Here is a 23,954-nt window from a genome sequence, read left to right as displayed (position 1 = left end):
GCCCAAGCAGATCGACAAGAGTAGCGGGCAGACATGAAAAAGCCCGATCGTTCGACGATCGGGCTTGCAGCAAACCAGTCGGCTCAATGCATCGGCATCACAGAATGATGTCACGCACCACGCTGTCTTTACGCTCCAGATAGTGGATCGACTTGATACGACGGATGGTACGGGACTTGCCGCGGATCAGCAGGGTCTCGGTGGTCGCCATGATGCCGTCGCTGGTGATGCCTTCCAGCAGATCCCCCTTGGTGATGCCGGTGGCGGAGAAGATGACGTTGTCATTCTTCGCCATGTCTTCCAGCTTGAGCACCTTGTTCACATCGATGCCCAAGGCTTCGCAGCGGGCAATCTCCTGCTCGCCCAGCTCGCGCACGTCCGGGCTGTCGCCCTTGACCCGGTGACGGGGCACCAGGCGAGCCTGCATGTCACCATCCAGGGCACGGATCACCGCTGCGGAGATCACCCCTTCCGGCGCGCCACCGATGCCGTACAGCATGTCGACTTCGCTATCCGGCAGGCAGGTGAGGATGGAGGCGGCCACGTCGCCGTCGGGGATGGCGAACACCCGCACGCCCAGCCCCTGCATCTCCTTGATGGCCTTGTCGTGACGCGGCTTGGCCAGGGTAATGACGGTCAGGCGGGAGAGCGGCTTGCCCAGCGCCTTGGCGACCGCTTTCAGGTTCAGCTCGAGGGCCTGATCCAGATCGATCACTCCCTTGGCCTTGGGCCCGACGATCAGCTTTTCCATGTACATGTCGGGGGCCTTGAGGAAGGATCCCTTGTCACCGACCGCTAGCACCGCCATCGCATTGGCCTGCCCCATGGCGGTCATGCGGGTGCCCTCGATGGGGTCGACCGCAATGTCCACCGCGTCACCGTGACCCGTGCCCACCTTCTCGCCGATGTAGAGCATGGGCGCTTCATCGATCTCGCCTTCGCCGATCACAATCTCACCATCGATCTCGATCTGGTTGAGAATGTGGCGCATGGCCGCAACGGCCGCCCCGTCAGCGATATTCTTGTCACCACGTCCGAGCCACTTGTAGCCAGCCAGTGCTGCCGCTTCCGTCACTCGGGAAAACTCGATTGCCAGTTCACGTCTCATCGCATATCCAACCTATGGAGCTCGAAAAACGGGCGGCATTCTACCACAAGGGCAAACCTTTGCGCATAAAAGTGGCGTCTACGCTACGAAATGAGGGTGATTCATCCAGGTGACATCAAACTGACACCACCTCTTCATCTCTTCGTCACCTCGCTGTCACGCCACCTCCCTAGCATGGCCCCGTCTTTAAAACAAAAGCTTGCAACACAAGGGATTAAGATGAAAAAGCTGACTGTAGTGGCCATGGTGCTGACCGCCGCGTTCCAGGCTCAAGCCGTTGAAGTGTACAAAAACGACACCACCATGGTGGATCTGTATGGCCGCATCTATGCCGGCCACTTCTTCGGGGACAAGAAGGAAGGTGTCGACGCCGCCAACCCGAACGGCACCAAGGATTACAGTGCCAAGCAGGGCGCCAACCAGTTCGTGCGCTTCGGCGCCAAGGCCGAGACCCAGATCAACACGGGCCTGAAGGCGCTGGCCCAGTACGAAGTGCAGATGTATATCAACGACAGCGAGAAGACCATCAGCGAAAACTCGGACAACCTGCGTACCCGTCTGGCCTTTGCCGGGGTGGGGGCTGACTGGGGCAGCGTCACCTTCGGTCGCCAGAAGGGGGCACCTGGCTTCCTGGCCGACTGGACTGACGTCTCCCTCTCCGATGGCTATGGCAACGATGCGCTGGGCGCCAAGACCGATACCTTCGCCACCAACCGCGCCGGCTCGGTGTTGAAATACTCCGGTCTGTTCAACGGCTTCCAGATCGATACCAGCTACAAGTTCGATGGCGGTGACACCGAAGAGACCACCAGCAAGGATAGCGATGCCGCCTATGGCGCTGCCCTGGCCTACACCTTCCCGTTCAATCTGTCGCTGGGTACCGCCTACAACGTCGGCCTGCGCGACAAGAGCGGTGAAGAGGATGCCAAGCTGTGGCTGATCTCCGCCAAATTCGACAACAAGGCCGCCTATGCCGCCCTGAGCTATGCCGATGGCAGCGACTTCCTGGCCACCGGCACTGACCACACCGGCTGGGAAGCCGCACTGGGCTACAACTTCGAGAACGGCTTCGGTCTGATGGCCCTGTGGAACAAGCAGGAGCAGGACAAGGCCGGCACCAAGAAGGACAATGTGGACTACTACACCCTGGGCGCCCAGTACAAGTTCAACAAAAACCTGCGGGTGATCGGCGAGTACCGCATCAACAACCTGGATAGCGTGGCCAACAAGGCGACCGCCAACCAGGATGACTTCCAGCTGGCGGCCCGCTACGACTTCTGATCGAGCCTCCCGGTAACAAGCGCGATGGCCTGCCATCGCGCTTTTTTATTGCGCGGCATTTATCTCAACTCCCTCTCGTCCCTCTATCCGGAACCTTGCCAAAAACTCTTCCTTTTCAGCAATACCGCCAGTGACCGCAAGAGCATCATTAGGTCCCTTTTTCGCATCATTTCCGCCCAAAAAAGACTCACTAAAATCCGCCCAAACCCTGAACGAACGGCTTAAAGCAGTAAATTGTCAGGATCAAGGCAAGAAGCATTGTGAAGCGTCAATTCGCGACATATAACTTAGCGAGTTATCCCTGAATTTCGTCCGGTAGAGCAGATCATGATGATGCGTTCCCTCCTCCCCCTGTTGCTTGGCGCAGCGATGCTGCCGGCCACTATGGACAGTGCCCATGCCAACCCTTTTTCCGCCAGCGGTCACGGTAGCGGCGGTTTTCTCGAACGACGGGACATTCCCAACCTCAGTTCGGCCGCCTTCGTGGTGGCCAACCACAGAACCGGCGAGGTGATCTCCGAGCGCAATGGCAACCGGGTCATGCCCATCGCCTCCCTCACCAAGCTGATGACCGCGCTGGTGGTGCTGGATGCGAACCAACGGCTCAACGAGACGTTGACGGTCACCAATGCCGACATAGACCGCATCAAGGGCACGGGCTCACGACTGGCCATCGGTACTCGCCTCAGCCGGGCCGAAATGCTGCACATCGCCCTGATGTCGTCGGAAAACCGCGCCGCCTCGGCCCTCGCCCGCCACTATCCGGGAGGGCAGCGCGCCTTTATCGAGGCGATGAATGCCAAGGCCCGCATGCTGGGGATGTGGAACACCCGCTACGCCGACAGCACAGGCCTCAATCCGCGCAATGTTTCCACCGCTCAGGATCTCGCCAAGCTGGCCGTCGCCGCCTCAGCCTATCCACTGATCCGCCAGTACTCCACCGACGATCAGAGCTATGTGCGTACCAACAAGCGCCAGCTGCACTACCTCAATTCCAACCGACTGATCCGCGAAGGGCAGTGGGAATTCACCCTCTCCAAGACCGGTTATATCCGCGAGGCGGGCCGCTGCCTGGTGCTGGGGACCAGGGTCAATCATGAACCCGTGATCATGGTGTTGCTCAATGCCGAAACCACCAATGACAGGGTTGCCGATGCCAAGCGGATCAGAACCTGGCTGGAGACCTCGGGCCGCACCACGCTGGCCTCCAACAGCAATGCCATGTTGAGCAACCAATAAGATCCCCATGACGACATCAGGAAGCGAGGCGAATGCCTCGCTTTTTTATGCCTGACGCTCGCTCCCAGACGGGAGCCGGGTCTCGTCACGGGGGACACCAGCCCCCTTCAGGTTACAAAACGTAACGACTCAACAACGGGACTCACACTAGTAAAATCAACTGGTTGAAAATATGGAGCGGCTCTTTTAGCGTACTGGCACAACCCTGTGACGCCGAGCAAACATGCGAATATCCAGTATCGAGTGCGGGCGGGTGCTGGCCATCCTGGCCGTGATGACCATCCATGTCTCTCCCTTCGCTCATCCGTTCAACCCCGACTTGTGGGGGAGCGCCCCCTATCCCTGGCTCAGCGCACTCATCAACCAGTTGTGCCGCTTCGCCGTGCCCCTGTTCTTCCTCTGCGCCGGTTATTTCCTGCAACCCAAGCTCACTGGCGCCGCACTGCTGAACGTGGCCTGGCGCTACTGCCGCCCCCTGCTGCTGCTCTGGCTGGCCTGGAGCCTTCTCTATCTGCTGCTGCCGTTCAATCCTGTGGAGGCCGTCAATCAGGGCTATCTGGCGTCCCTGCGCGGGCAGTGGCAATTCCAGCTCGGCGATCCCCTCAACGACTGGCTAGTCGGCGGCATGATCCATCTCTGGTTCCTGCCCGCCTTGGTGCTGGCCGTGGGCATTCTGGCGCTGTGCCAGTGGCTGGGCAAACCGGCGCTGGCACTCTATTTAGGCGCCCTGATCTATCTGCTGGCGCTGCTGGGCGGTTCCTATGCCAAGCCCTTGCTGGGGGCCGAGTGGCCCATCCTGACCCGCAACGGCCCCTTCTTCTCCCTGCTGTTCGTCGCTCTGGGGGCCAGGCTGCGCGCGCGAGCCTGGCAACCCACGACACGGATGAGCTGCCGACTGGTGGTCATGGGGCTGGGGCTCTATGCGCTGGAGGCTATCGCCCTCAATCAGCTGGCGCAGGTACCGCTCACTCGCCACGATTTTCTGCTCGGTTCCGTGCCCTGGGCTCTCGGTCTGTTTGGCCTGCTGCTGGCCAACCCGGATTGGGGACGTGGCAGTTGGCTGGAACGCCAGGCCCCCAAGGTGCTCGGGCTCTATTGCCTGCACATGATCCTGGTGGTGTGGCTGTTCGTATTCGGCCCGCAGGAGGCGTCCCTCCTGTGGGAGATCACCAAGGTGCCGCTGCTGCTCGGCGCTTCTCTGCTGGCCTATGGACTGTTATCCAGCAACGTCTTCACCGCCCGCTTGCTGCATATCCGTTGACCCTCGGCATCCGGCCTCCTGCGCAGGGGCTGGATGCACCTTTCCTTTTTATCCACTCATCTCGTCCTTCGTCGAACGCCCCCGCTATCTCCCCAAATTCACTTGCCACATAAATGAAAATCAATATCATTGCGATCCAATTTATGTGGTTCAAAATTAATTACAACTAAATCAACAAGTTCAGGCCGTTCGGTCGACATTTAGAGAATCAACATTGAACATGCAGCACCCACATTTTCGCAGAACCCTGGTTTCGCTGGCTCTGTTTGGCTCGGCGTTTCAGGCTCAGGCCGCCGATGAAACCCTGACAGTGGTAGGCAAACGCACTCAACATCAAGAGGTAGCCACCGCCACCCGTACCAACACCCCGGCCAAGCTGGTCCCCCAGACCATCGACAGCGTCTCGGCCAGCGAGCTGACTGCCTTTGGCCAGCCCACCCTGAGCGAGGCCCTGAGCGGCGTTCCCGGGGTCAACGCCAGCGGCGACACCCGCTTCGACAGCGTCAATATCCGTGGCTTCAGTGCCAGCAACGACTTCTATCTCGACGGTTTTCGCGATGACATGCAGTACACCCGGGATCTCGGCAACATAGAGCGGGTAGAGGTCCTCAAGGGGCCGGCGGCCGTGCTCTACGGCCGTGGCAGCACGGGGGGCATCATCAACCGGGTCAGCAAGACGCCGCAGAAGGGACAGGCATCCAGCGTCACCGCCAGGGTGGGCAGCTTTGACAGCCAGCGTCTGGCCGCTGACCTCAACGGAGAAGCGAGCGAGCGGGTGCAGCTGCGCCTCAACCTGGCCCAGGAAGATACCGACAGCTTCCGCGATGGTGTGGAGGGTAAACGCACCCTGCTGGCCCCCTCCGTCAACTGGGAGATCAGCGACAACCTGAACTGGCTGGTGCAATACGAGCGCAACGAGCACGATCGCACCCCGGATCGCGGCATCCCCGGCGTCAACGGCCGCCCGGCCGATGTACCGCGGGAGTTCGTCTACAGCGACACCAGCCGCGACTTCATCGACGACGTGGCGCAATCCACCCGCTCCCGCCTCACCTGGGATATCAACGAGCAGTGGCAGCTGCGCCAGCAACTCGGCTACAGCACCCTCGACAGCCAGTTTGACAACACCTATGTCACCAGCGTGAAAGGGGACAAGGTGACTCGCGCCCGCTGGCAGCAGGATCTGCAGGCCAGGAGCCTCATCAGCAACACCGAAGCGGAAGGCCAGCTGCAGACTGGTCCCGTCGGCCATCGTCTGCTGGTCGGCCTGGAGCAGAGCTGGCAGGAGCGCACCCCCAAGCTCTACCAGAATGCGACCCCCATCTCGGCGGGCAGCCTCTACCATCCATCGGCCCTGCCCCGCCATGATGGCGCCATGAAGCTCGCCAGCGATGCCAGCCACAAGGTGCGCGGAGTCGGCCTTTATTTGCAGGATCAACTCACCCTGGGCGACTGGCATCTGGTCGGTGGCCTGCGCCGTGACGACTTTACCGTCACCAGCCGCCGCAACGACCTCAACAAGGAAGAGACCCGCTCGGTCACCAGCCTGAGCCCGCGCTTGGGACTGGTATGGAATCCTCTCGAGGAGCACGCCTTCTACGCCTCCTACAGCAAGACGTTCACCCCTGTGGGTGGCGAACTGATTGGGCTGACGCCGGGAGACCAGAACAACAACCTGGATCCCCAGAACACCCGCCTCTATGAGGGTGGCGTGAAGAGCGACTGGCTGAATGGCCGCCTGGCAACCACCCTCTCCCTCTACCGGCTGGAGATGTACAACAAGCGCAGCAAGGATCCGCTGGATCCCACCAGGGTGATCCTCACCGGTCTGCAGCGCACCGAAGGTGTCGAACTGAGCGCCCATGCCCGCCTGACGGACGAGCTCTATCTGCGCGGCGGCGTCGCCATCCAGGATGCCGAGCAGGTCAAGGCGGACGCGGATCTGCAAGGCAAGCGCCCGAGCAACGTCTCACGCCAGAATGGCCAACTGTTTGTCGGCTATCAAAGCGGCAAGCTGGGCTGGTTCGGCGAAACCGGGGTGACGGCCGTGGGTGATCGCTTCGCCGACAACGCCAATACCACCACCCTGCCCGGCTATGCCCGCTTCGATGCCCGCGTTGGCTATCGCTGGCAGCAGTGGGAGGCCCAGCTGAGTGCCGAAAACCTGACCGACCACGACTACTTCGTCAGCTCCACCAGTGCCAGCCAGATCATGCCGGGCACGCCGCGCCAGCTGCACCTGACCGGCAGCTATCGCTTCTGATCCCATCACCCAGACCCACTGGCCGGCGTATGCTGGCCAGTTTTTTATGACGCGCCACACCATGAAACGACACCGACTTCCCCTTCACAACAACAAATGGGTGCGCCGCCTGCATGCCTGGGCTGGCTTTTTCACCCTCACCCTGATGCTGATCTACGGTCTCACCGGCCTCTGGTTGCAACACAGGGCCGTCCTGCCCATTCCGGGCCCCCATACCGAGAAGTCGAGCGAAGAGATAGCACTGGACGCGCCGCTGACCAGCCCGGAGGCGTTGCAATCCCTGCTGCGCCAGCGTTATCCGGACGGCTTTGACGAAGGGCACGCCATGATCACGCCGGCCCAGACCCTGCCCACCCCAACCGGCTCGCTCACCCTGCCCGCTCGCTGGGAGATGCGCGCGGTCACCCTCACCCAAAGCGTCGCCGCCAGCTATGTGGAAGGTACCCTGTTGGTGCGCACCGAATTGCAGCAGGCCAACTTTGCCGCCAGCCTCAACCGACTGCATCGGGGCATGGGCACCGGCCTCGGTTGGCAGCTGTTTGGCGATCTGGCCGCACTGGCCCTGCTGCTGCTCGCCCTCACCAGCCTGTTTATGTGGACCAAGCTCCATGGCAAGCCTGGGATCCTCGTCCTGATGACGCTGGCCGGCACACTCGGTACCCTGCTGTTTGCTCTGCTGGGGTGATAGTTGTGAAAAAAGATAAAGTGACGGGATATTGCGGGTAAATGTCGCTATTTATCGGCTATTCGAGGAGCGATGCAGGAGACACGAAAGGTGGGGATAACGGGATAACGGGATAACGGGATAACGGGATAACGGGATAACTCACCATGGTGCTGGCGGCATGGAACAAACGCGGAGCACAAAAAAACAAAAGGCCATCATTGCTGATGGCCTTTTGTCATGAATTTGATGGTGCCCGGGGTCGGACTCGAACCGACACGGTTATTCACCGGCGGATTTTGAATCCGCTGCGTCTACCGATTTCGCCACCCGGGCAACTGCGGGGAATTATACGAATGGCGCGATACCATGCAAGGTGTTTTTCTATTGCCCACGCCTATTTGTTCATTTATTCAACGCCTTGCCGATGCAGGATCAGTTACATAGAATGCCGCCATCATCTTAATGGAATAAAAACGATGGCCAAGCGCAAACAAGTCCAACAAACGCCCCCCTCTTCCACTACACCAAGCTACCCGTCTGCCGGGCTGCTGCGCCGTCTCGGCGCCCTGATCTATGACTCCCTGGTGGTGACCTCCCTGCTCATCATTGCCGGCTTTATCGGCATGGCAGTGGCCAAATTGTTGCTGGTGACCGGCATGGCCAGCGTGCCGGCAGGGGAAGATTCCCTCTGGTTGCTGACCCGCCACCGCTACAGCCTGATCTACACCCTCTGGCTCGCCTTCGTCATCTGCGGCTTCTACACCTGGTTCTGGACCCGCGCCGGCCAGACCATCGGCATGCGCGCCTGGCGTCTGCGCATCCAGAATGAAGATGGCAGCAACATTCGCATCACCCAGGCGCTGATCCGCCTCGCCACAGCCGCCTTCGGTCTTGGCAACCTGATGTGCCTGTTCAACCGCAAGGAGCCGCGTGCCTTCCAGGATATCTGGGCCGAATGCAGGGTCGTGGTGCTGGACAAACAGGCCAACCTGGAGCTGCTGAACAAGTAATTCACACCGGCAGCAACGAAAGAGGGCACCCGATGGGTGCCCTCTTTGCATTTCAAACAGCGCGTTACTGCTTGCGACTGAGGATGTAGAAGGAGATGCTGCCAAACAGCAGGCTGGGGGCCACGGCCGCCAGAATGGGGGGCACCGAATAGACCAGGCTGACGGGGCCAAACACCCGATCGCTCACGTAGACGGCGAAGCCGGTCATGATCCCCATCAGCATCCGTGCCCCCATGCTCACCGAGCGTAGCGGGCCGAAAATGAAAGAGGAGGCCAGCAGGATCATCGCCACCACGGAGAGGGGTGACAGCAGCTTGCGCCACAGCTCCAGTTTGTAGCGACCGGCATCCTGCTTGTTGGCATCCAGATAGCCGATATAGTCCTGCAAACCGGAGACCGAGAGATTCTCCGGATCGACACTCACCACCCCCAGCTGCTTGGGCGTGAGTTCGGAGCGCCACTCCATCTTCTCATGCTGCTCGCTCTGGACCCGGGTCGGGTCATCGAAACGAGTCACCTGCGTTTGCTTGAGCAGCCAGTGGTGTTGCTCGAACACCCCTTCCTGCGCCTGGATGACGTCGATGAGCTTGCGATCCGGAGTGAAGCGATAGAGGGTGATGCCGGTCAGGGCGCCATCGTTGCGCACCCCGTTGATATTGACGAAGTTGTTGCCATCGCGAGCCCAGACGCCATAGGCCGAAACCGTCAGGCGCCCTTCCGACAGGGCTCCCGCCTTGATGTCATCCGCCATCCGCTTGGCGATGGGCGCCACGTATTCGCCCATCAGGCCCACCACTATCATCAGGGGAATGGCCGTCTTGAGCGCCGCCATAACGATGCTGATCTTGGAGCGACCCGCCGCCTGCATCACCACCAGCTCGGAGCTGGTAGCGAGCTGGCCCAGACCAATCAGACCGCCCAGCAGGGCCGCCAGCGGGAAGAAGAGCACGGCCTCTTTCGGCATGGAGAGCAGCACAAAATAGAGCGCATTGACCATGTCGTAGTTGCCGTCCCCAACCGACTTGAGCTGCTCCACATACTTGATGAGCGCAGCCAGGCCGACCAGGGTCACTTCGCACAGCAGGATCGACATGAAAATGATCCGGCCGATATATCTGTCGAGAATGCCAAACATCAGCAGAGACTCCCCTGTTGCAGCATCATGCTGATTTTTCCCTCAAATACAGGCGCATAGAGCGGGTGCGACATCAAAGTGATCCGGTCGCCATGTCTGTCGAGAATGCCAAACATCAGCAGAAGTTCCTATGTTGCAGCATCATGCTGATTTTCTTTTGAAATACTGCCCCTTCACCCGGTTCCACCAGCTGGTGCCCTGCAGGTTGAGAGGCAGACCGATGAACAGCAGGTAGGCGAGCGGCACCAGGAACATCCCGGGCCAGTGGGGCAGACGGCCGCTGTCGATGGCCGAACGGGCGGCACTGAGCAGCAGGAAATAGGAGAGATAGAGCAGGATGGCCGGCAACAGCTTGGCATAGCGTCCCTGACGCGGGTTGACCCTGGCCAGCGGCACCACCAGCAGGGTCAGCACCGGAATGGAGAGGGGCAGCGAGATGCGCCACTGCAACTCAGCCATCAGGCTGTTGTCCTGGGTCCCCAACAGCTCCACGGTCGCCTTGGCGGCCGCCTTGCGATTGGAGTGTTCCATCTCCTGCTGACGGACGACCAGCCCATACTCACGAAAATCGGAGATCTGGAACTGCTTGCCGGAGAAGTGCCCCTCGTAACGGGAACCATCCTTCAGAGTCAGCCACTGTAGCCCGTCATCATCAACGCTCACTACACCTTCGTCCGCAACGACCACTGAAGGAGGCTTGTTCCCCTCAGCCCGTTGCAACACGAAGACTTTCTGCAACTTGGAGCCGTTTTCGTTCAAATCCTGGATGTAGGCAACCAGCCGCCCCTTGTCGAGCTCCATGAAACGACCGGCCTGCAGGAAGGAAACCCCGGGATCGGCCTTGAATTCATCGATCACCTGGTACTCGCGCTCCTTGGCCAAGGGGGCTACCCAACCGGTATTGAAGGCGGCCACGGCGGCGGTCAGCAGCGCCAGCAACATGGCGCTGCGCATCACGAAACGGTGGCTGAAACCTACCGCATGCATCACTGTCATCTCGCTTTCTGCGTACAGACGACCGTGGGCAAACAAGATGGCTAAAAACAGGCTGATTGGCAGCATCAACAAGGCCATGTTCGGCAGGTTGAGCAGCAGCAGGGTGGAGACCAGGCGCGTCGGCACCTCACCATCGGCGGCATCGCCAATGATCTTGATGAATTGTTGGCTGACAAAGATAAGCAGCAATACGAATAACACTGCCAGCTGGGTTTTCAGGGTTTCCCTGAACAAATATCGGAAAACGATCACAGTCATTCCCAAGTAAACTTGTGTTTTTAGTCGAATGCCTGAAAAATAGGGCCGTATACTGGATTTTTACCAGTTTGAACTGCGGAGCCAGTGGCTGTTCGCTCCGCCTCTGATACCCCAACAAGCACCGCATTATTCAATAAAAGGTGCCTTTTGTCTTTAGGATGTAGGAGATTCCATGGAGTTCAGTGTAAAGAGTGGCAGTCCTGAGAAGCAACGCAGTGCCTGCGTCGTCGTCGGCGTCTTCGAACCCCGTCGTCTCTCTCCGGTTGCCGAACAACTGGACAAGATCAGCGATGGCTACATCAGCTCGCTGCTGCGCCGTGGTGACCTGGAAGGGAAACCGGGTCAAATGCTGCTGCTGCATCAAGTTCCGGGCGTGCTCAGCGAGCGTGTGCTGCTGGTGGGCTGTGGTAAAGAACGCGAGCTCGACGAGCGCCAGTACAAGCAGATCATCAACAAGACCATCACCACCCTGAACGAAACCGGCTCCATGGAAGCGGTCTGCTTCCTGACCGAGCTGCACGTCAAGGGTCGGGATACCTATTGGAAGGTGCGCCAGGCGGTGGAAACCACCAAGGCGGGCCTCTACAGCTTCGATCAGTTCAAGACCAACAAGGCCGAACCCCGTCGCCCGCTGCGCAAGCTGGTGTTCAACGTGCCGACCCGTCGCGAGCTGACCATAGGCGAAAAAGCCATCGCCCACGGTCTGGCCGTGGCAAAAGGGGTGCGGGTCTGCCGCGACGTGGCCAACATGCCGCCCAACGTCTGCAACCCGGCCTATCTGGCCTCCCAGGCCCGTCGTCTGGCCGATGCCTTCGACAACATCACCACCAAGGTGGTGGGCGAGCAGGAGATGGCCGAGCTCGGCATGAACTCCTACCTGGCGGTGGCCCGCGGCTCCGAGAACGAAGCCATGATGGCCATCATCGAATACAAGGGCCATCCGGACGCCAAGCCCATCGTGCTGGTGGGCAAGGGGCTGACCTTCGACTCCGGCGGCATCTCCATCAAGCCGGCGGACGGCATGGACGAGATGAAGTACGACATGGGCGGCGCCGCCTCCGTGCTCGGTACCATGCACGCCCTGGCCCAGCTGCAACTGCCCATCAACGTCATCGGCGTGCTGGCAGGCTGCGAGAACATGCCGGGTGGCAACGCCTATCGTCCGGGTGACATCCTCACCTCCATGTCCGGCCAGACCATCGAAGTGCTCAACACAGATGCGGAAGGCCGTCTGGTACTGTGCGATGCCCTTACCTATGTGGACCGCTTCGAGCCGGATACCGTGATCGACGTGGCGACCCTGACCGGTGCCTGCGTCATCGCTCTGGGTCACCACACCTCGGGTCTGCTGGCCAACCACAACCCGCTGGCCCACGAGCTGCTCAACGCCTCCGAACAGGCCGGTGACCGTGCCTGGCGCCTGCCCCTGTTCGACGAGTATCAGGAGCAGATCGACAGCCCGTTTGCCGACATGGCCAACATCGGCGGTCGTCCGGCTGGCACCATCACAGCCGCCGCCTTCCTGTCGCGCTTCACCAAGAAGTACAACTGGGCCCACCTGGATATCGCCGGGACCGCCTGGAAGAGTGGCAAGGAGAAGGGTTCCACCGGTCGTCCGGTGCCCCTGCTGACCCAGTTCCTGCTGAACCGGGCCGGCGTGGATATCGAAGAGAAAGAGTAACTCTCCTGCCCCATCTGATGCGTGCATCAATGGGGTTGGCGTTACCCCGAACCACAAGGAAGAGGCCCGCCTCTTCCTTGTTTCATTCTTGTGTCAGTGAGCCGCCGACAGGACAATGCCCTGTCAGCCTCGGCGACGGTCAATTTTCCGTCACCGCAAAACGGGATCCACCTGATGAGCCAAGTGACTTTTTACCTGATGAGCGAACAGGATGACGAGCGGGGCAGTGCCGTCGAGCGATTCGTCTGCCAACTGGCGGCCGACTCCTGGGGTGCGGGCCACCTCTACCTGTTCTGCGACGACGAGGCCCAGGCCCTGCGCCTGGACGAACTGCTGTGGCAACTGCCGCCGGATCGCTTCGTGCCGCACCAGTTGCAGGGCGAAAGCGGCCAGGCACCGGTGGAGATAGGCCACCAGCCACCGAAGCGGCGCTACGCCCGCCTCGTCAATCTGGCCAAGGAAACACCTTTGTTTGCAGGACACTTCGCTCAAGTGGTAGATTTTGTCCCCACTGACGAAACGCAAAAGCAGCAAGCCCGCGAGCGCTACAAGCACTATCGCCAGGCGGGCCACACCCTCGAGATGAGGGATCAGCCCGTCCTTGCCGCACCGGATCCGGCGCAGCCCTGACTGCGCCGCCTGTGATCCACGACGAATCAACACCAGAATCCATCCATCCAGAATACGGCGAGACCATGGAAAAGACTTTTAATCACAACGCCATCGAACAGGCGCTCTACCAGCACTGGGAATCTCAGGGCTACTTCAAGCCCCACGGCGATACCAGCAAAGACTCCTTCTGCATCATGATCCCGCCGCCGAACGTCACCGGCAGCCTGCACATGGGTCACGCCTTCCAGCAGACTCTGATGGACACCCTGATCCGCTACAACCGCATGCAGGGCAAGAACACCCTGTGGCAGGCGGGTACCGACCACGCCGGTATCGCCACCCAGATGGTGGTTGAGCGCAAGATCGCTGCAGAAGAGGGCAAAACCCGTCACGATTACGGCCGTGATGCCTTCATCGACAAGATCTGGCAGTGGAAGGAAGAGTCCGGTGGCACCATCACCCGCCAGATGCGCCGTCTCGGTGATTCCGTGGACTGGGAGCGCGAGCGCTTCACCATGGATGAGGGTCTCTCCGCCGCCGTGCAGGAAGTGTTCGTCCGTCTCTACGAAGATGGCCTGATGTACCGCGGCAAGCGCCTGGTGAACTGGGATCCCAAGCTCAACACCGCCATCTCCGATCTGGAAGTGGAAAACCGCGAGATCAAGGGCCACATGTGGCACCTGCGCTACCCGCTGGCCAACGGCGCCAAGACCGCCGAGGGCAAGGATTACCTGATCGTTGCCACTACCCGTCCGGAGACCATGCTGGGTGACACAGCGGTCGCCGTGAACCCGGAAGACCCGCGCTACAAAGCGCTGATCGGCCAGCACATCCTGCTGCCGCTGGTGAACCGCCTGATCCCCATCGTCGCCGATGAGCACGCCGACATGGAGAAGGGCACCGGTTGCGTGAAGATCACCCCGGCCCACGACTTCAACGATAACGAGGTCGGCAAGCGCCACAGCCTGCCGATGATCAACATCTTCACCCTGGACGCCCACGTGCGTGCCGAAGCCGAAGTGGTCGACACCAACGGCAACCCCTGCACTGCCTACGACGCCGCCCTGCCGGCCGAGTTCGCTGGTCTGGAGCGCTTCGCCGCCCGCAAGGCGATCCTGGCCAAGCTGGAAGAGCTGGGCCTGCTGGACGAGATCAAGGATCACGTGCTGCAGCAGCCTTATGGCGATCGCGGTGGCGTGCCCATCGAGCCGATGCTGACCGACCAGTGGTACGTACGCGTGGCGCCCATGGCCAAGACCGCCATCGAAGCCGTCGAAGATGGCCGCATCCAGTTCGTGCCCAAGCAATATGAAAACATGTACTTCTCCTGGATGCGCGACATTCAGGACTGGTGCGTCTCCCGTCAGCTGTGGTGGGGTCACCGCATCCCGGCATGGTATGACGACGCCGGCAACGTCTATGTGGGCCGCAGCGAAGAGGAAGTGCGTACCAAGCACAACATCCCGTCCGTGACCGTACTGCGTCAGGACGAAGACGTGCTCGATACCTGGTTCAGCTCCGCCCTGTGGACCTTCTCCACCCTGGGCTGGCCGAACAATACAGAAGCGCTCAAGACCTTCCACCCGACCGACGTGCTGATGAGCGGCTTTGACATCATCTTCTTCTGGATCGCCCGGATGATCATGATGACCATGCACTTCATCAAGGACGAAAACGGCCAGCCACAAGTACCGTTCAAGACCGTCTACATCACCGGCCTCATTCGTGACGAAGAAGGCCAGAAGATGTCCAAGTCCAAGGGCAACGTGCTGGACCCCCTCGACATGATCGACGGCATCAGCCTGGAAGATCTGCTGGAGAAGCGCACCGGCAACATGATGCAGCCGCAGATGGCCGAGAAGATCGCCAAGCGGACTGCCAAGCAGTTCCCGGAAGGGATCGGCGCCCACGGCACCGACGCCCTGCGCTTCACCCTGGCGGCGCTCGCCTCTACCGGTCGTGACATCAACTGGGACATGAAGCGCCTGGATGGCTACAACAACTTCTGCAACAAGCTGTGGAACGCCTCCCGCTATGTGCTGATGAACACCGAAGATCAGGATTGCGGCTTCTCTTCGCAAGGTAATGGCGGCGAGATGCAGTTCAGCCTGGCGGATCGCTGGATCCAGTCCCAGTTGCAAGTGGCCATCCGTGACTTCCGCACTGCGCTCGATACCTACCGCTTCGATATCGCGGCCGGCGTGCTGTACGAATTTATCTGGAACCAGTTCTGTGACTGGTATCTGGAGCTGACCAAGCCGGTACTGACCAAGGGTTCCGAGGCCGAGCAGCGCGCTGCCCGCCACACCCTGGTGACTGTTTTGGAAACCCTGCTGCGTCTGGCGCACCCGATCATTCCGTTCATCACCGAGACCATCTGGAAGTCGGTGGCCCCGCTGGCTGGCGTACACGCCGACACCATCATGATGCAGGCCTTCCCGGAGTTCGACGCCACCAAGGTGGACGCCGCCGCGATGGCGGATCAGGAGTGGGTGAAGGAGTTCATCGTCAGCATCCGCAACATCCGCGCCGAGATGAATGTGGCGCCGAGCGTGCCCCTCAACGTGCTGCTCAAGTGCGATGCCAAGGATGCTGAGCGCGCCGCAGAAAACGAGGCCTTCCTCAAGTCCCTGGCCCGTCTGGAATCCATCCGCGTGCTTGGCGAAGGTGAAGCAGCCCCGCTGTCGGTGAAGAAGCTGATCGGTGCCACCGAGCTGCTGATCCCGATGGCCGGTCTCATCGACAAGGATGCCGAACTGGCCCGTCTGGCCAAAGAAGTCGCCAAGCTGGTCGGTGAGTGCGGCCGCATCGAAGGCAAGCTCGGCAACGAGGCCTTCGTCGCCAAGGCGCCGGAAGCGGTCATCGCCAAGGAGCGCGAGAAGCTGGAAGATTACCGTCTCCAGCTGACCAAGCTGGAAGCCCAGCAGGCCGAAATCGCCGCCTTGTAAGCCGACCCGTCCGGTCCCGGAAGCCCCCTGCCAAGGGGGCTTTTTTATTTGTGCTGCGTTGGCACACCCTTTGCTGAGTGTTGCTCACTATCCACAACAGTTTGGGAAGGATGAGCGATGAAACGGTGGATCCAACATTTCTATCAACTGAACCGCCTTAACTGGCTGATGGTCTGGTTGCTGCTCTGCTGCAGCATCATATTGCTGTTTCCGGCCGCTCTGATGAACGGCGCCGTCAGCCAGTGGGCCACGGATCACGCGGCCTGGCTGGGAGTCGGCATGCTGATCGCCATCTCCTACTTCTGCAGCCAGGGATTCCTCATCGCCTGGGAGTGGGGCTGCGAGGAGTGGCAATCACGCCGCCAGCAGGATCAGCTGGCCCAGATGATCGGCTTTCTCGACTTCAACGAGAAGGCGGTGCTGCGGGAGTTCGTATTGCAGCGTAAAAGCGTCATAAACCTGCCGATCACCGAGCCAGCCGTCAAAAATCTGATGGATGCCGGCGTGCTCACCTACGCCTATGGCAGACCGCTGCGAGAGAAGGATGACGAAAACCAGATCCGTGCCCTGATGATCGCCCTGCCAGCCCGGCCGCTGCTCACCTACAAGGTGCTGGGCCTCTCCCGCGGCAAGATGAGCGAGGAGCAGGTGGAGCAGATCATGAACGCCCGTCCCAAGTTCGCCCAGAAGAGCTTCCAGCGCTAAACGCCGCTTCCCGAAAAGAACAGAGCCGGACAGGGTCCGGCTCTGTTTTATCCGTCTTATATCAGCCCTGTGGCTTACCCCTTGAGGCTGGAGCAGAAGCTCACGTCATCCTGCAGCGGATCGTTGCTCACGCTGTGGTAGAGCTCGAAGCAGGGGCCGTCGCCAAACTCCAGCCCGGCCGCGACTATGTCGCCGATATGTTCCTGCCAGCGCGGCCCGTACTGGCTGCGATCCGTGATGAGGTAGCGGGACTGGGCATAGCGTCCGGCGGGGATGAGCTGGGTCTCCACCTCCCCTTCGCCACGCACCTCGGCCGGTACCGTGATACCGATGTCGGTGCGGCACTGGGCCGGCGGCGTCACCTCCGGGTTGTCGTGGTAGATGAAGATCCACTCCCCGCCCTCCAGGCCACGCACGGCCGCCCACTGGTGCAGCCGGCCGCAGACGGCGTCATATCCTTCGCCATAGGGACCGGTTACCCGGATATAGGCCAGGGTACGGGCATCCATCTCGACAGTTTTCATGGTGTTGCTCCTTGCTGATGTATGGCCTTCAGCATAAGGGAGCAGGTCATCCCATGCGTGTCCCTCCTTGCTCTCCAGGTGTCCATTCTTGCGCTTGTCGCGGCGAAACTCCCCCGGAGTGCAGCCGTAGTGGCGACGAAACGCCTTGGCAAACGCCTGGGAGCTGGCAAGCCCCGCCCCGAGGGCAATGGCGGTAACGCTGGCGTCGGTGTAACAGAGCTGCCAGGCCGCCCGCTGCATGCGCAGGCGCCGGCACATCTCCCCTGGCGTCTCGCCAGCCACGGCGGTAAACACCCGGTGGAAGTGGTAGAAGGAGAGGCAGGCGCGGCTCGCCAACGCCTCGATGGAAAGGTCGGGATCCTGCTCCAGCGCCCGGATCACCGGCCGCAGTCTAGCCCGATAGTCGACAACCACTCAGCCCGCCTCCCTGATCCGTGCCATGTAGAGGGCATCCACATACTCGCCCTGGCGAAAGGCGTAACCACGGGCCAGCCCCTCTTCCACAAAACCGAACTTGCAATAGAGCGCTTGGGCCGCCTGATTGTCGGTATAGACGGTGAGCTCAATGCGGCGCAGGTTGAGCCAGTTGTCGGCCATCTCCAGCGCCGCCGCCAGCAGAGCCGAGCCCACCCCCTTGCCGGCCCAATCATCCCTTACCCCCATGCCGATAGAGGCAACATGCTTGCGCCTCGGGTTGGGCTCGATATGAAGTGAAATATTCCCTGCCAGCAGGCCATCGACCTCCGCTACCAGCGCCACCACGCTGCCGCTCTCCAGCCGCTTCTGCCAGACCCCCAGGGTCGGATAGGGCAGTTGCAGGGTGCCCGCCTGGGCATTGGGCATGGCGTAGAGATCCCGCAGGGCGGGGGCGTCGGCCGGTTCGGCATGGCGGATGGTGATATGCATCTGAGGCTCCTTCTCGAAAGCTTCATCATGCAGCATCACAAGGGTCCGGTCACCCCCTGCCACACCCATTTGCAATGCCTATCAAAAGGTGAGGAAAGGCCCATTGGCGCCTTTGTCTCGTGATCCGTAGGCTGGACCCCATATCAACGAGGAGAAGCATCATGACCGACAAGACCCTGCACAGCGCCAACGGCGCCCCCGTCGTCGACAACAACAACAGCCTCACCGCCGGCCCCCGCGGCCCCGTCCTGCTGCAGGATGTCTGGTTGCTGGAAAAACTCGCCCATTTCGATCGCGAGCGCATCCCGGAGCGGGTGGTGCACGCCAAGGGCTCGGGCGCCTACGGTACCTTCACCGTGACCCATGACATCAGCCAGTTCAGCAAGGCCGACCTGTTCAACACCATCGGCAAGCAGACGCCGGTATTCCTGCGCTTCTCCACCGTGGCGGGCGAGAAGGGTGCCGCTGACGCCGAGCGCGACGTGCGCGGCTTCGCCCTCAAGTTCTACACCGAGCAGGGCAACTGGGATCTGGTGGGTAACAACACTCCGGTCTTCTTCATCCGCGATCCGCTGAAGTTTCCAGACTTCATCCACACCCAGAAGCGCGACCCGCGCACCAACCTGCGCAGCGCCACCGCCGCCTGGGACTTCTGGTCCCGTCACCCGGAATCCCTGCACCAGGTCACCATCCTGTTCAGCGACCGCGGCATCCCCAAGAGCCTGCGCGAGATGAACGGCTACGGCAGCCACACCTTCAGCTTCATCAACGACGCGAACGAGCGCTTCTGGGTCAAGTTCCACTTCAAGACCGAGCAGGGCCACAGCTTCTACACCGATGAAGAGGCCGCCACCGCCGTCGGTCAGGATCGGGAAACCAGCCAGGCCGACCTTTACAACGCCATCGAGCGTGGCGACTTCCCGCGCTGGAAGGTCTATGTGCAGGTGATGCCGGAGGCCGAGGCCCACAGCAGCAAGGTACACCCGTTCGACCTCACCAAGGTGTGGCCCCACGGCGACTACCCGCTGATCCCGGTCGGCGTGCTGGAGCTCAACCAGAACCCGGACAACTACTTCGCCCACGTGGAGCAGGCCGCCTTCACCCCGGCCAATGTGGTGCCCGGCATCGGCTTCTCGCCGGATCGCATGCTGCAGGGGCGGCTGTTCTCCTACGGCGATACCCAGCGCTATCGCCTCGGAGTCAACCACGGCCTGCTGCCGGTCAACGCTCCGCGCTGCCCGTTCCACACCGCGCACCGTGATGGCGCCATGCGCGCCGATGGCAACGGTGGCGCCAGCCCCAACTACCAACCGAACCGCTTCGGCACCCAGACCCCGAGTGGCCAACACGAGCCGGCCCTGAGTCTGGAGGGAGCCGCGCTGCACTACGACTTCCGCGACTACGACGCTGACTACTACAGCCAGCCGGGGGCGCTGTTCCGCCTGATGGACGAGGGGCAGCGCGCACGTCTGGCCGCCAACCTGGCCCGCTCCCTGGTCAATGTGGAGGACGACGCCATCGTCGCGGCCCAGCTCAAGCACTTCGAGCAGGCCGACCCCGAATATGCCAAGCGGGTCGAGCTGGCCCTGGCTGCCCTGCAGCGCTAAGCGGTCTGCCAATAAAAACGGGGGCCCGAGGGTCCCCGTTTGTACAGTCGCCAGTTGTCATGCACAAAAAACGGAGCCGAGGCTCCGTTTTTCAATGCTGCATCAATCCCGGACGGAACGTGCTTCCCGTTCTTCCCGCTCTCTGGCCAACAGGCGTTTGTACCACCAGCTACTGCGACGACGTTGTGCATTGGAAGAGCGACGAGCCATTTCTTAGGTTCCAGCCATGAGATGAAAGGAGGTGCATTATGCGATATGGATCACGTCTGTGTCTTTAGCTGGATCAAGAAAAGCTCACTGGCCGACGGTAATTGTCTGACGGTTTTTGTCCCTCGCCGGCTCGGCACTAGCCTCCACCGGGGAGCGCCAGATCAGGGGGCCATTGCTCTCCAGCTCGTTTTGCGGCCCGCACTCCAGCCAGGTATCTCCCTGCCGGATGCGCGCCCCCTGGGAATATTTCTGATCCTGGTACCAGCAGATACGCTCCGACAAGGCATTCAGCGGCAACACCAGCTCGGTACCAGCCGAATCACCCACGACCGTCGTCTTCAACGAGGCCTGCGCAGGGGTCTGCCAGAGAAGCGCCAGCAGGCAGGGCAAGAGGTATCTCATAGGGGTCATCCTGTTTTCTGTGGAAGCTCTTTTCAGGAAGCGACCACTCCCCAGGTTTACTTGACCGATAAATAGACGACTGGCTGGTATTCCGGAACCAATATGGTAGCCTGCCAGCGCCCGCCGGCAGCATCTCGCGGCCAGCAGCACATTCCCGGTGAATTTGTCGTTTCAAGACAAAATATAACCTTATTTATCAAATCGTTATTGGATATTATCCCGATGCGTATCATGCCGTTGCTCAAGGCGGCCTGCCTGAGCCTGATGTTGTCTGCCTGCGTTGCCCCCCTGTTGATGATGAGCCCCACCAGCCAGCTGATGTGGGCCCTGCTCAAGCCACTGGTCGGCTTCGACCCCAATGAAGTCAATCTGTTCGAACAACCGCTGATCAAGGATCGGATGACCGCCATCCTCGGCCCCAACTACGACACCACCATGCAGCTGCTCAAGACCGCCAACGAGCTGCAGCAGGAAGGTCCCCTGTTCTACGTGATCTCCCGCTACGCCCCGGTACCGGACATCGCCAAGCAGGCCGGCATGGTGTGGAACTCGCAAACCAACCAGATGTCCGTGCTGCTGCAAAAAGGGGATGGCTCTACCCAGACCTTCGGTGAGAACCTGGCGGCCACGGCCCCCGTCTGGCCGAGCGCAATGCAAGACTGGCAGAACAATCCCATCACCCAGGCAGCCGCTACCCTGGGTGGTGCGGGCAGCAATGCCATCCTCGGCACCGTCGTGAATGGGACCCAAGGCAGCGTCACCGATGCCCTGAGCCAGCAGGCTGGCAAGACCATCGCCGATACCGCCAAGCAGAGCGTCAACAGCGTGGCGACCTCCACCAGCCAAGCGGCCACCAAGGCGGTCACGACTCAGGCCAAACAAGCCACCAGCAGCGCGGCAACCAGCGTCAGCCAGGAGGCCACCAAGGCGGTCACGACTCAGGCCAAGCAAGCTACCAGTAGCGCGGCAGCCACCGTCAGCCAGGAGGCCACCAAGGCGGTCACGACTCAGGCCAAGCAAGCAACCAGCAGCGCGGCAGCCACCGTCAGCCAGGAGGCCACCAAGGCGGTGACAACTCAGGCCAAACAGGCAACCAGCAGCGCGGCAGCCACCGTCAGCCAGGAGGCCACCAAGGCGGTGACAACTCAGGCCAAACAGGCAACCAGCAGCGCGGCAGCCAGCGTCAGCCAGGAGGCCACCAAGGCGGTGACAACTCAGGCCAAACAGGCAACCAGCAGCGCGGCAGCCACCGTCAGCCAGGAGGCGGCCAAAGCGGTCAGCAGCGCGACCGCCCCCCTGAGCGACGAGGCGCAAACCGAAGCCCGGACCCAGGCCGAAGCCGAACTGGAAGCTCTGTTCAAATGACAACAGGCCACCGCAAGGTGGCCTGTTTTTTTCCGCTCTATTGGATTGGCCCGGTGACGCAGGATATCCATCACCGGCTTGTGACGTTATGGCAAAGGCCACATAGACTGTTAGATAGTCTCAGGCACACTCGATGGAAGGAGTGCACCATGCGCCACCTGCTCGCGACTCTCGCCTTGCTCTCTCTGCTGATTGCCCTCCCGGCGCCGGCGCTTATCTACTATTCCGAGCAGAACATGCCGCTCAATGGCCAGGACAAGGACGGCAAATCCATCGGTATGGCCGTCGAGCTGCTGCGCCTGATGTGGCGCGAGATGGGTGAGCCGGAGCAGCCCATCCACTTTCTGCCCTGGGCTCGTGGCTGGTACCTGCTGACCCAGCAACCGGATGCCGTGTTGTTCAGTACGGCGCGCACCCGGGAGCGGGATCCCCACTTTCTCTGGGTCTGCCCCATCAGCAATTCACGGGTCTCCCTGATGGGCCGCAAACAGAATGCCCCCAAAGTCGCCAGCCGGGAGGATCTCGCCCCGCTGCGGATCGGCGTCATGCAAGCCGATGTGGGGGAGCAGCTGTTGCTGAACCGGGGGCTGGCCCCGGGCAACATGATGGCGGTAGAGCGGATGGATCAGGTGGTACGCCAGCTCATCATGGCACGCACCGATCTGGTGGCGGGCAACGAGGTGATGTTGCGCCATCAGGTCAGGGAGCTGGGCTTTCCCAACGAAGACTTCGTTACTGTCGCCATACTGGAAGAGCAGGACAACTGCTTTGCCTTCAATCCGCTGGCCGACAAACGACAGGTCGCCCGCCTGCAGCAGGCACTGGACAAGGTGCGCCAGAGCCGTGAGTTCCAGCAGTTGCTGGCCCGTTACCAGCAGGCCAGTACTCTGCCCAAATCCCAGTCCCCTCTGCTGCGCATAAAATAAACGCCGCCATTACTCTCCCGCTCCGGCAGGAGTCTGTGGCGCCGTGATCAGGTGATTCAGGAAGAAATGGAACAGCTCGGCGCGCGAACCGAGGCGCAACTTGCCATAAAGGTGCTTGCGGTGATTCTTCACCGTGCCGCTGCCGATCCCGAGCTCGGCAGCAATCGCGTCGGTATCCAGCCCCTGCAGCAATAACCCGGCCACCTGCCGCTCCCGGCGAGTGAGCAGATCCCCTCCCACGCTCGCCATCCCCTGCTCCACCGCCCTCTTGATAAGGGCGCTGTCCGGCAGGGCGGTCCCCTCCGCCAGCCGCGGTTGTGCCTGCTGCCAGTGCTGGCGGCAAAGTGAGTGCACCAGGGGGAACAGCTCCTCCAGCCTGGCCAGCTCTGCCGCCTCAAGGCTCTGGCGCTTGCCGAGGCGCCCCAGAAACAGCACCAGGGTCAGCTCCTCGCGCACCGGCAGGATCAGCCCCACCTCCTCCTGCCAGCCGGTAGCCTGGTAGAAGTGCTGACGATAGTCGGGATCCAGCCTGCCCTGTGACACCTGGGCCAGGGTCCAGACCCCGGCCCCCAGGCCCGCCTTCAACGCCTGCATAAAGGGATCCTGACTGAAGTGGCTGGTGAGGTAGCGATCAAACAACAGGGCCCGCTGATGGTTCAGGTTGTCATAGAGGTAAACCGGGCGCTGGCCGACTCCCAACAAGAGCGCGCAATCGAAGGCCACCTGCTGGCGAATGAGCCGCACCAGGGCCGCCGGAAAGGCACTGCCGTTCAGGGCCTCGACCACCTCGGTCAGGTGGGGAATAAGCGATGGGTTGGTGCTGGATGAGTGGCTGCCGGTCATGGTGTTG

At 61.2% G+C, this 23,954-nt stretch carries 20 protein-coding genes and 1 tRNA gene; 13 read left to right on the top strand and 8 right to left on the bottom strand.

Translation table 11 applies throughout. The features are described from left to right. Window positions 1-97 precede the first annotated feature (97 nt). The gene (gene glpX, locus ACB028_RS12750; RefSeq protein ID WP_371144449.1) at window positions 98-1,108 is read right to left on the bottom strand and encodes a class II fructose-bisphosphatase; all 1,011 of its coding nucleotides are present in this window, start codon (window positions 1,106-1,108) and stop codon (window positions 98-100) included. 219 nt (window positions 1,109-1,327) lie between these two features. On the opposite strand from glpX, the gene ACB028_RS12745 reads away from it, so the two are divergent. The 5 genes from ACB028_RS12745 to ACB028_RS12725 all read left to right on the top strand — a co-directional run bounded on the left by ACB028_RS12745 (window position 1,328) and on the right by ACB028_RS12725 (window position 7,837). Next, window positions 1,328-2,389 (top strand): porin, encoded by a 1,062-nt coding sequence (locus tag ACB028_RS12745; protein ID WP_338611388.1) that lies wholly within the window; start codon window positions 1,328-1,330, stop codon window positions 2,387-2,389. A 327-nt stretch (window positions 2,390-2,716) separates the two neighbouring features. Continuing rightward, a complete protein-coding gene (gene pbpG / locus ACB028_RS12740) occupies window positions 2,717-3,628 on the top strand; it encodes a D-alanyl-D-alanine endopeptidase (RefSeq protein ID WP_042070919.1) in 912 nt (303 codons plus the stop codon). 223 nt (window positions 3,629-3,851) lie between these two features. Beyond that, a complete protein-coding gene (locus ACB028_RS12735) occupies window positions 3,852-4,889 on the top strand; it encodes an acyltransferase family protein (RefSeq protein ID WP_371144448.1) in 1,038 nt (345 codons plus the stop codon). A gap of 220 nt (window positions 4,890-5,109) precedes the next feature. Then, window positions 5,110-7,152, top strand: coding sequence for a TonB-dependent receptor (locus tag ACB028_RS12730; protein ID WP_371144447.1), 2,043 nt, complete (start codon window positions 5,110-5,112; stop codon window positions 7,150-7,152). Window positions 7,153-7,156: 4 nt separating this feature from the next. Continuing rightward, window positions 7,157-7,837: a PepSY-associated TM helix domain-containing protein gene (locus ACB028_RS12725; RefSeq protein ID WP_224212428.1), complete on the top strand. Its 681-nt coding sequence runs from the start codon at window positions 7,157-7,159 to the stop codon at window positions 7,835-7,837. A 229-nt stretch (window positions 7,838-8,066) separates the two neighbouring features. On the opposite strand, the gene ACB028_RS12720 is transcribed toward ACB028_RS12725, so the two are convergent. Next, window positions 8,067-8,152: transfer RNA gene (locus ACB028_RS12720), tRNA-Leu, on the bottom strand. Between the two features lie 143 nt (window positions 8,153-8,295). Between ACB028_RS12720 and ACB028_RS12715 the strand changes: the two genes are divergently transcribed. Then, window positions 8,296-8,829: an RDD family protein gene (locus ACB028_RS12715; protein ID WP_042025013.1), complete on the top strand. Its 534-nt coding sequence runs from the start codon at window positions 8,296-8,298 to the stop codon at window positions 8,827-8,829. 64 nt (window positions 8,830-8,893) lie between these two features. On the opposite strand, the gene lptG is transcribed toward ACB028_RS12715, so the two are convergent. Beyond that, window positions 8,894-9,964 carry an LPS export ABC transporter permease LptG gene (lptG, locus tag ACB028_RS12710; RefSeq protein WP_371144446.1) on the bottom strand — a complete coding sequence of 357 codons (1,071 nt, stop codon included), beginning with the start codon at window positions 9,962-9,964 and terminating at the stop codon, window positions 8,894-8,896. Window positions 9,965-10,105: 141 nt separating this feature from the next. After that, a complete protein-coding gene (gene lptF / locus ACB028_RS12705) occupies window positions 10,106-11,218 on the bottom strand; it encodes an LPS export ABC transporter permease LptF (protein ID WP_042025011.1) in 1,113 nt (370 codons plus the stop codon). A gap of 172 nt (window positions 11,219-11,390) precedes the next feature. Between lptF and pepA the strand changes: the two genes are divergently transcribed. The 4 genes from pepA (at window position 11,391) to ACB028_RS12685 (ending at window position 17,164) form a co-directional block, all read left to right on the top strand. Next, entirely contained in the window at window positions 11,391-12,899 is a 1,509-nt protein-coding gene (pepA, locus tag ACB028_RS12700) for a leucyl aminopeptidase (RefSeq protein ID WP_026455991.1), read from the top strand. Between the two features lie 174 nt (window positions 12,900-13,073). Then, window positions 13,074-13,529: a DNA polymerase III subunit chi gene (locus tag ACB028_RS12695; protein ID WP_371144445.1), complete on the top strand. Its 456-nt coding sequence runs from the start codon at window positions 13,074-13,076 to the stop codon at window positions 13,527-13,529. 65 nt (window positions 13,530-13,594) lie between these two features. Then, the gene (locus ACB028_RS12690; protein WP_371144444.1) at window positions 13,595-16,459 is read left to right on the top strand and encodes a valine--tRNA ligase; all 2,865 of its coding nucleotides are present in this window, start codon (window positions 13,595-13,597) and stop codon (window positions 16,457-16,459) included. A gap of 117 nt (window positions 16,460-16,576) precedes the next feature. Then, window positions 16,577-17,164: a superinfection exclusion B family protein gene (locus ACB028_RS12685; protein ID WP_026455989.1), complete on the top strand. Its 588-nt coding sequence runs from the start codon at window positions 16,577-16,579 to the stop codon at window positions 17,162-17,164. Window positions 17,165-17,238: 74 nt separating this feature from the next. Here ACB028_RS12685 and ACB028_RS12680 read toward each other — a convergent pair whose 3' ends face one another. Further along, on the bottom strand, window positions 17,239-18,102 hold the full coding sequence (locus tag ACB028_RS12680) for a GyrI-like domain-containing protein (protein WP_371144443.1): 864 nt from the start codon (window positions 18,100-18,102) through the stop codon (window positions 17,239-17,241). Then, a complete protein-coding gene (locus ACB028_RS12675) occupies window positions 18,103-18,594 on the bottom strand; it encodes a GNAT family N-acetyltransferase (protein ID WP_026455987.1) in 492 nt (163 codons plus the stop codon). Between the two features lie 161 nt (window positions 18,595-18,755). On the opposite strand from ACB028_RS12675, the gene ACB028_RS12670 reads away from it, so the two are divergent. Further along, a complete protein-coding gene (locus ACB028_RS12670) occupies window positions 18,756-20,201 on the top strand; it encodes a catalase (protein ID WP_223379471.1) in 1,446 nt (481 codons plus the stop codon). A 294-nt stretch (window positions 20,202-20,495) separates the two neighbouring features. Here ACB028_RS12670 and ACB028_RS12665 read toward each other — a convergent pair whose 3' ends face one another. Next, window positions 20,496-20,813 carry a DUF1496 domain-containing protein gene (locus ACB028_RS12665; RefSeq protein WP_201980670.1) on the bottom strand — a complete coding sequence of 106 codons (318 nt, stop codon included), beginning with the start codon at window positions 20,811-20,813 and terminating at the stop codon, window positions 20,496-20,498. Window positions 20,814-21,035: 222 nt separating this feature from the next. Between ACB028_RS12665 and ACB028_RS12660 the strand changes: the two genes are divergently transcribed. Then, window positions 21,036-22,178, top strand: a complete 1,143-nt coding sequence (locus tag ACB028_RS12660) for a hypothetical protein (protein ID WP_371144442.1) — start codon at window positions 21,036-21,038, stop codon at window positions 22,176-22,178. 149 nt (window positions 22,179-22,327) lie between these two features. After that, window positions 22,328-23,104, top strand: coding sequence for a substrate-binding periplasmic protein (locus ACB028_RS12655; RefSeq protein WP_371144441.1), 777 nt, complete (start codon window positions 22,328-22,330; stop codon window positions 23,102-23,104). Between the two features lie 9 nt (window positions 23,105-23,113). On the opposite strand, the gene ACB028_RS12650 is transcribed toward ACB028_RS12655, so the two are convergent. Then, on the bottom strand, window positions 23,114-23,947 hold the full coding sequence (locus ACB028_RS12650) for a LuxR C-terminal-related transcriptional regulator (protein WP_371144440.1): 834 nt from the start codon (window positions 23,945-23,947) through the stop codon (window positions 23,114-23,116). Window positions 23,948-23,954: the final 7 nt, after the last annotated feature.

The sequence above is a fragment of the Aeromonas sp. S9(2024) genome, assembly GCF_041403185.1.
GTDB lineage: Bacteria > Pseudomonadota > Gammaproteobacteria > Enterobacterales > Aeromonadaceae > Aeromonas > Aeromonas enteropelogenes.
This window is presented reverse-complemented; position numbering and strand designations above follow the sequence as displayed.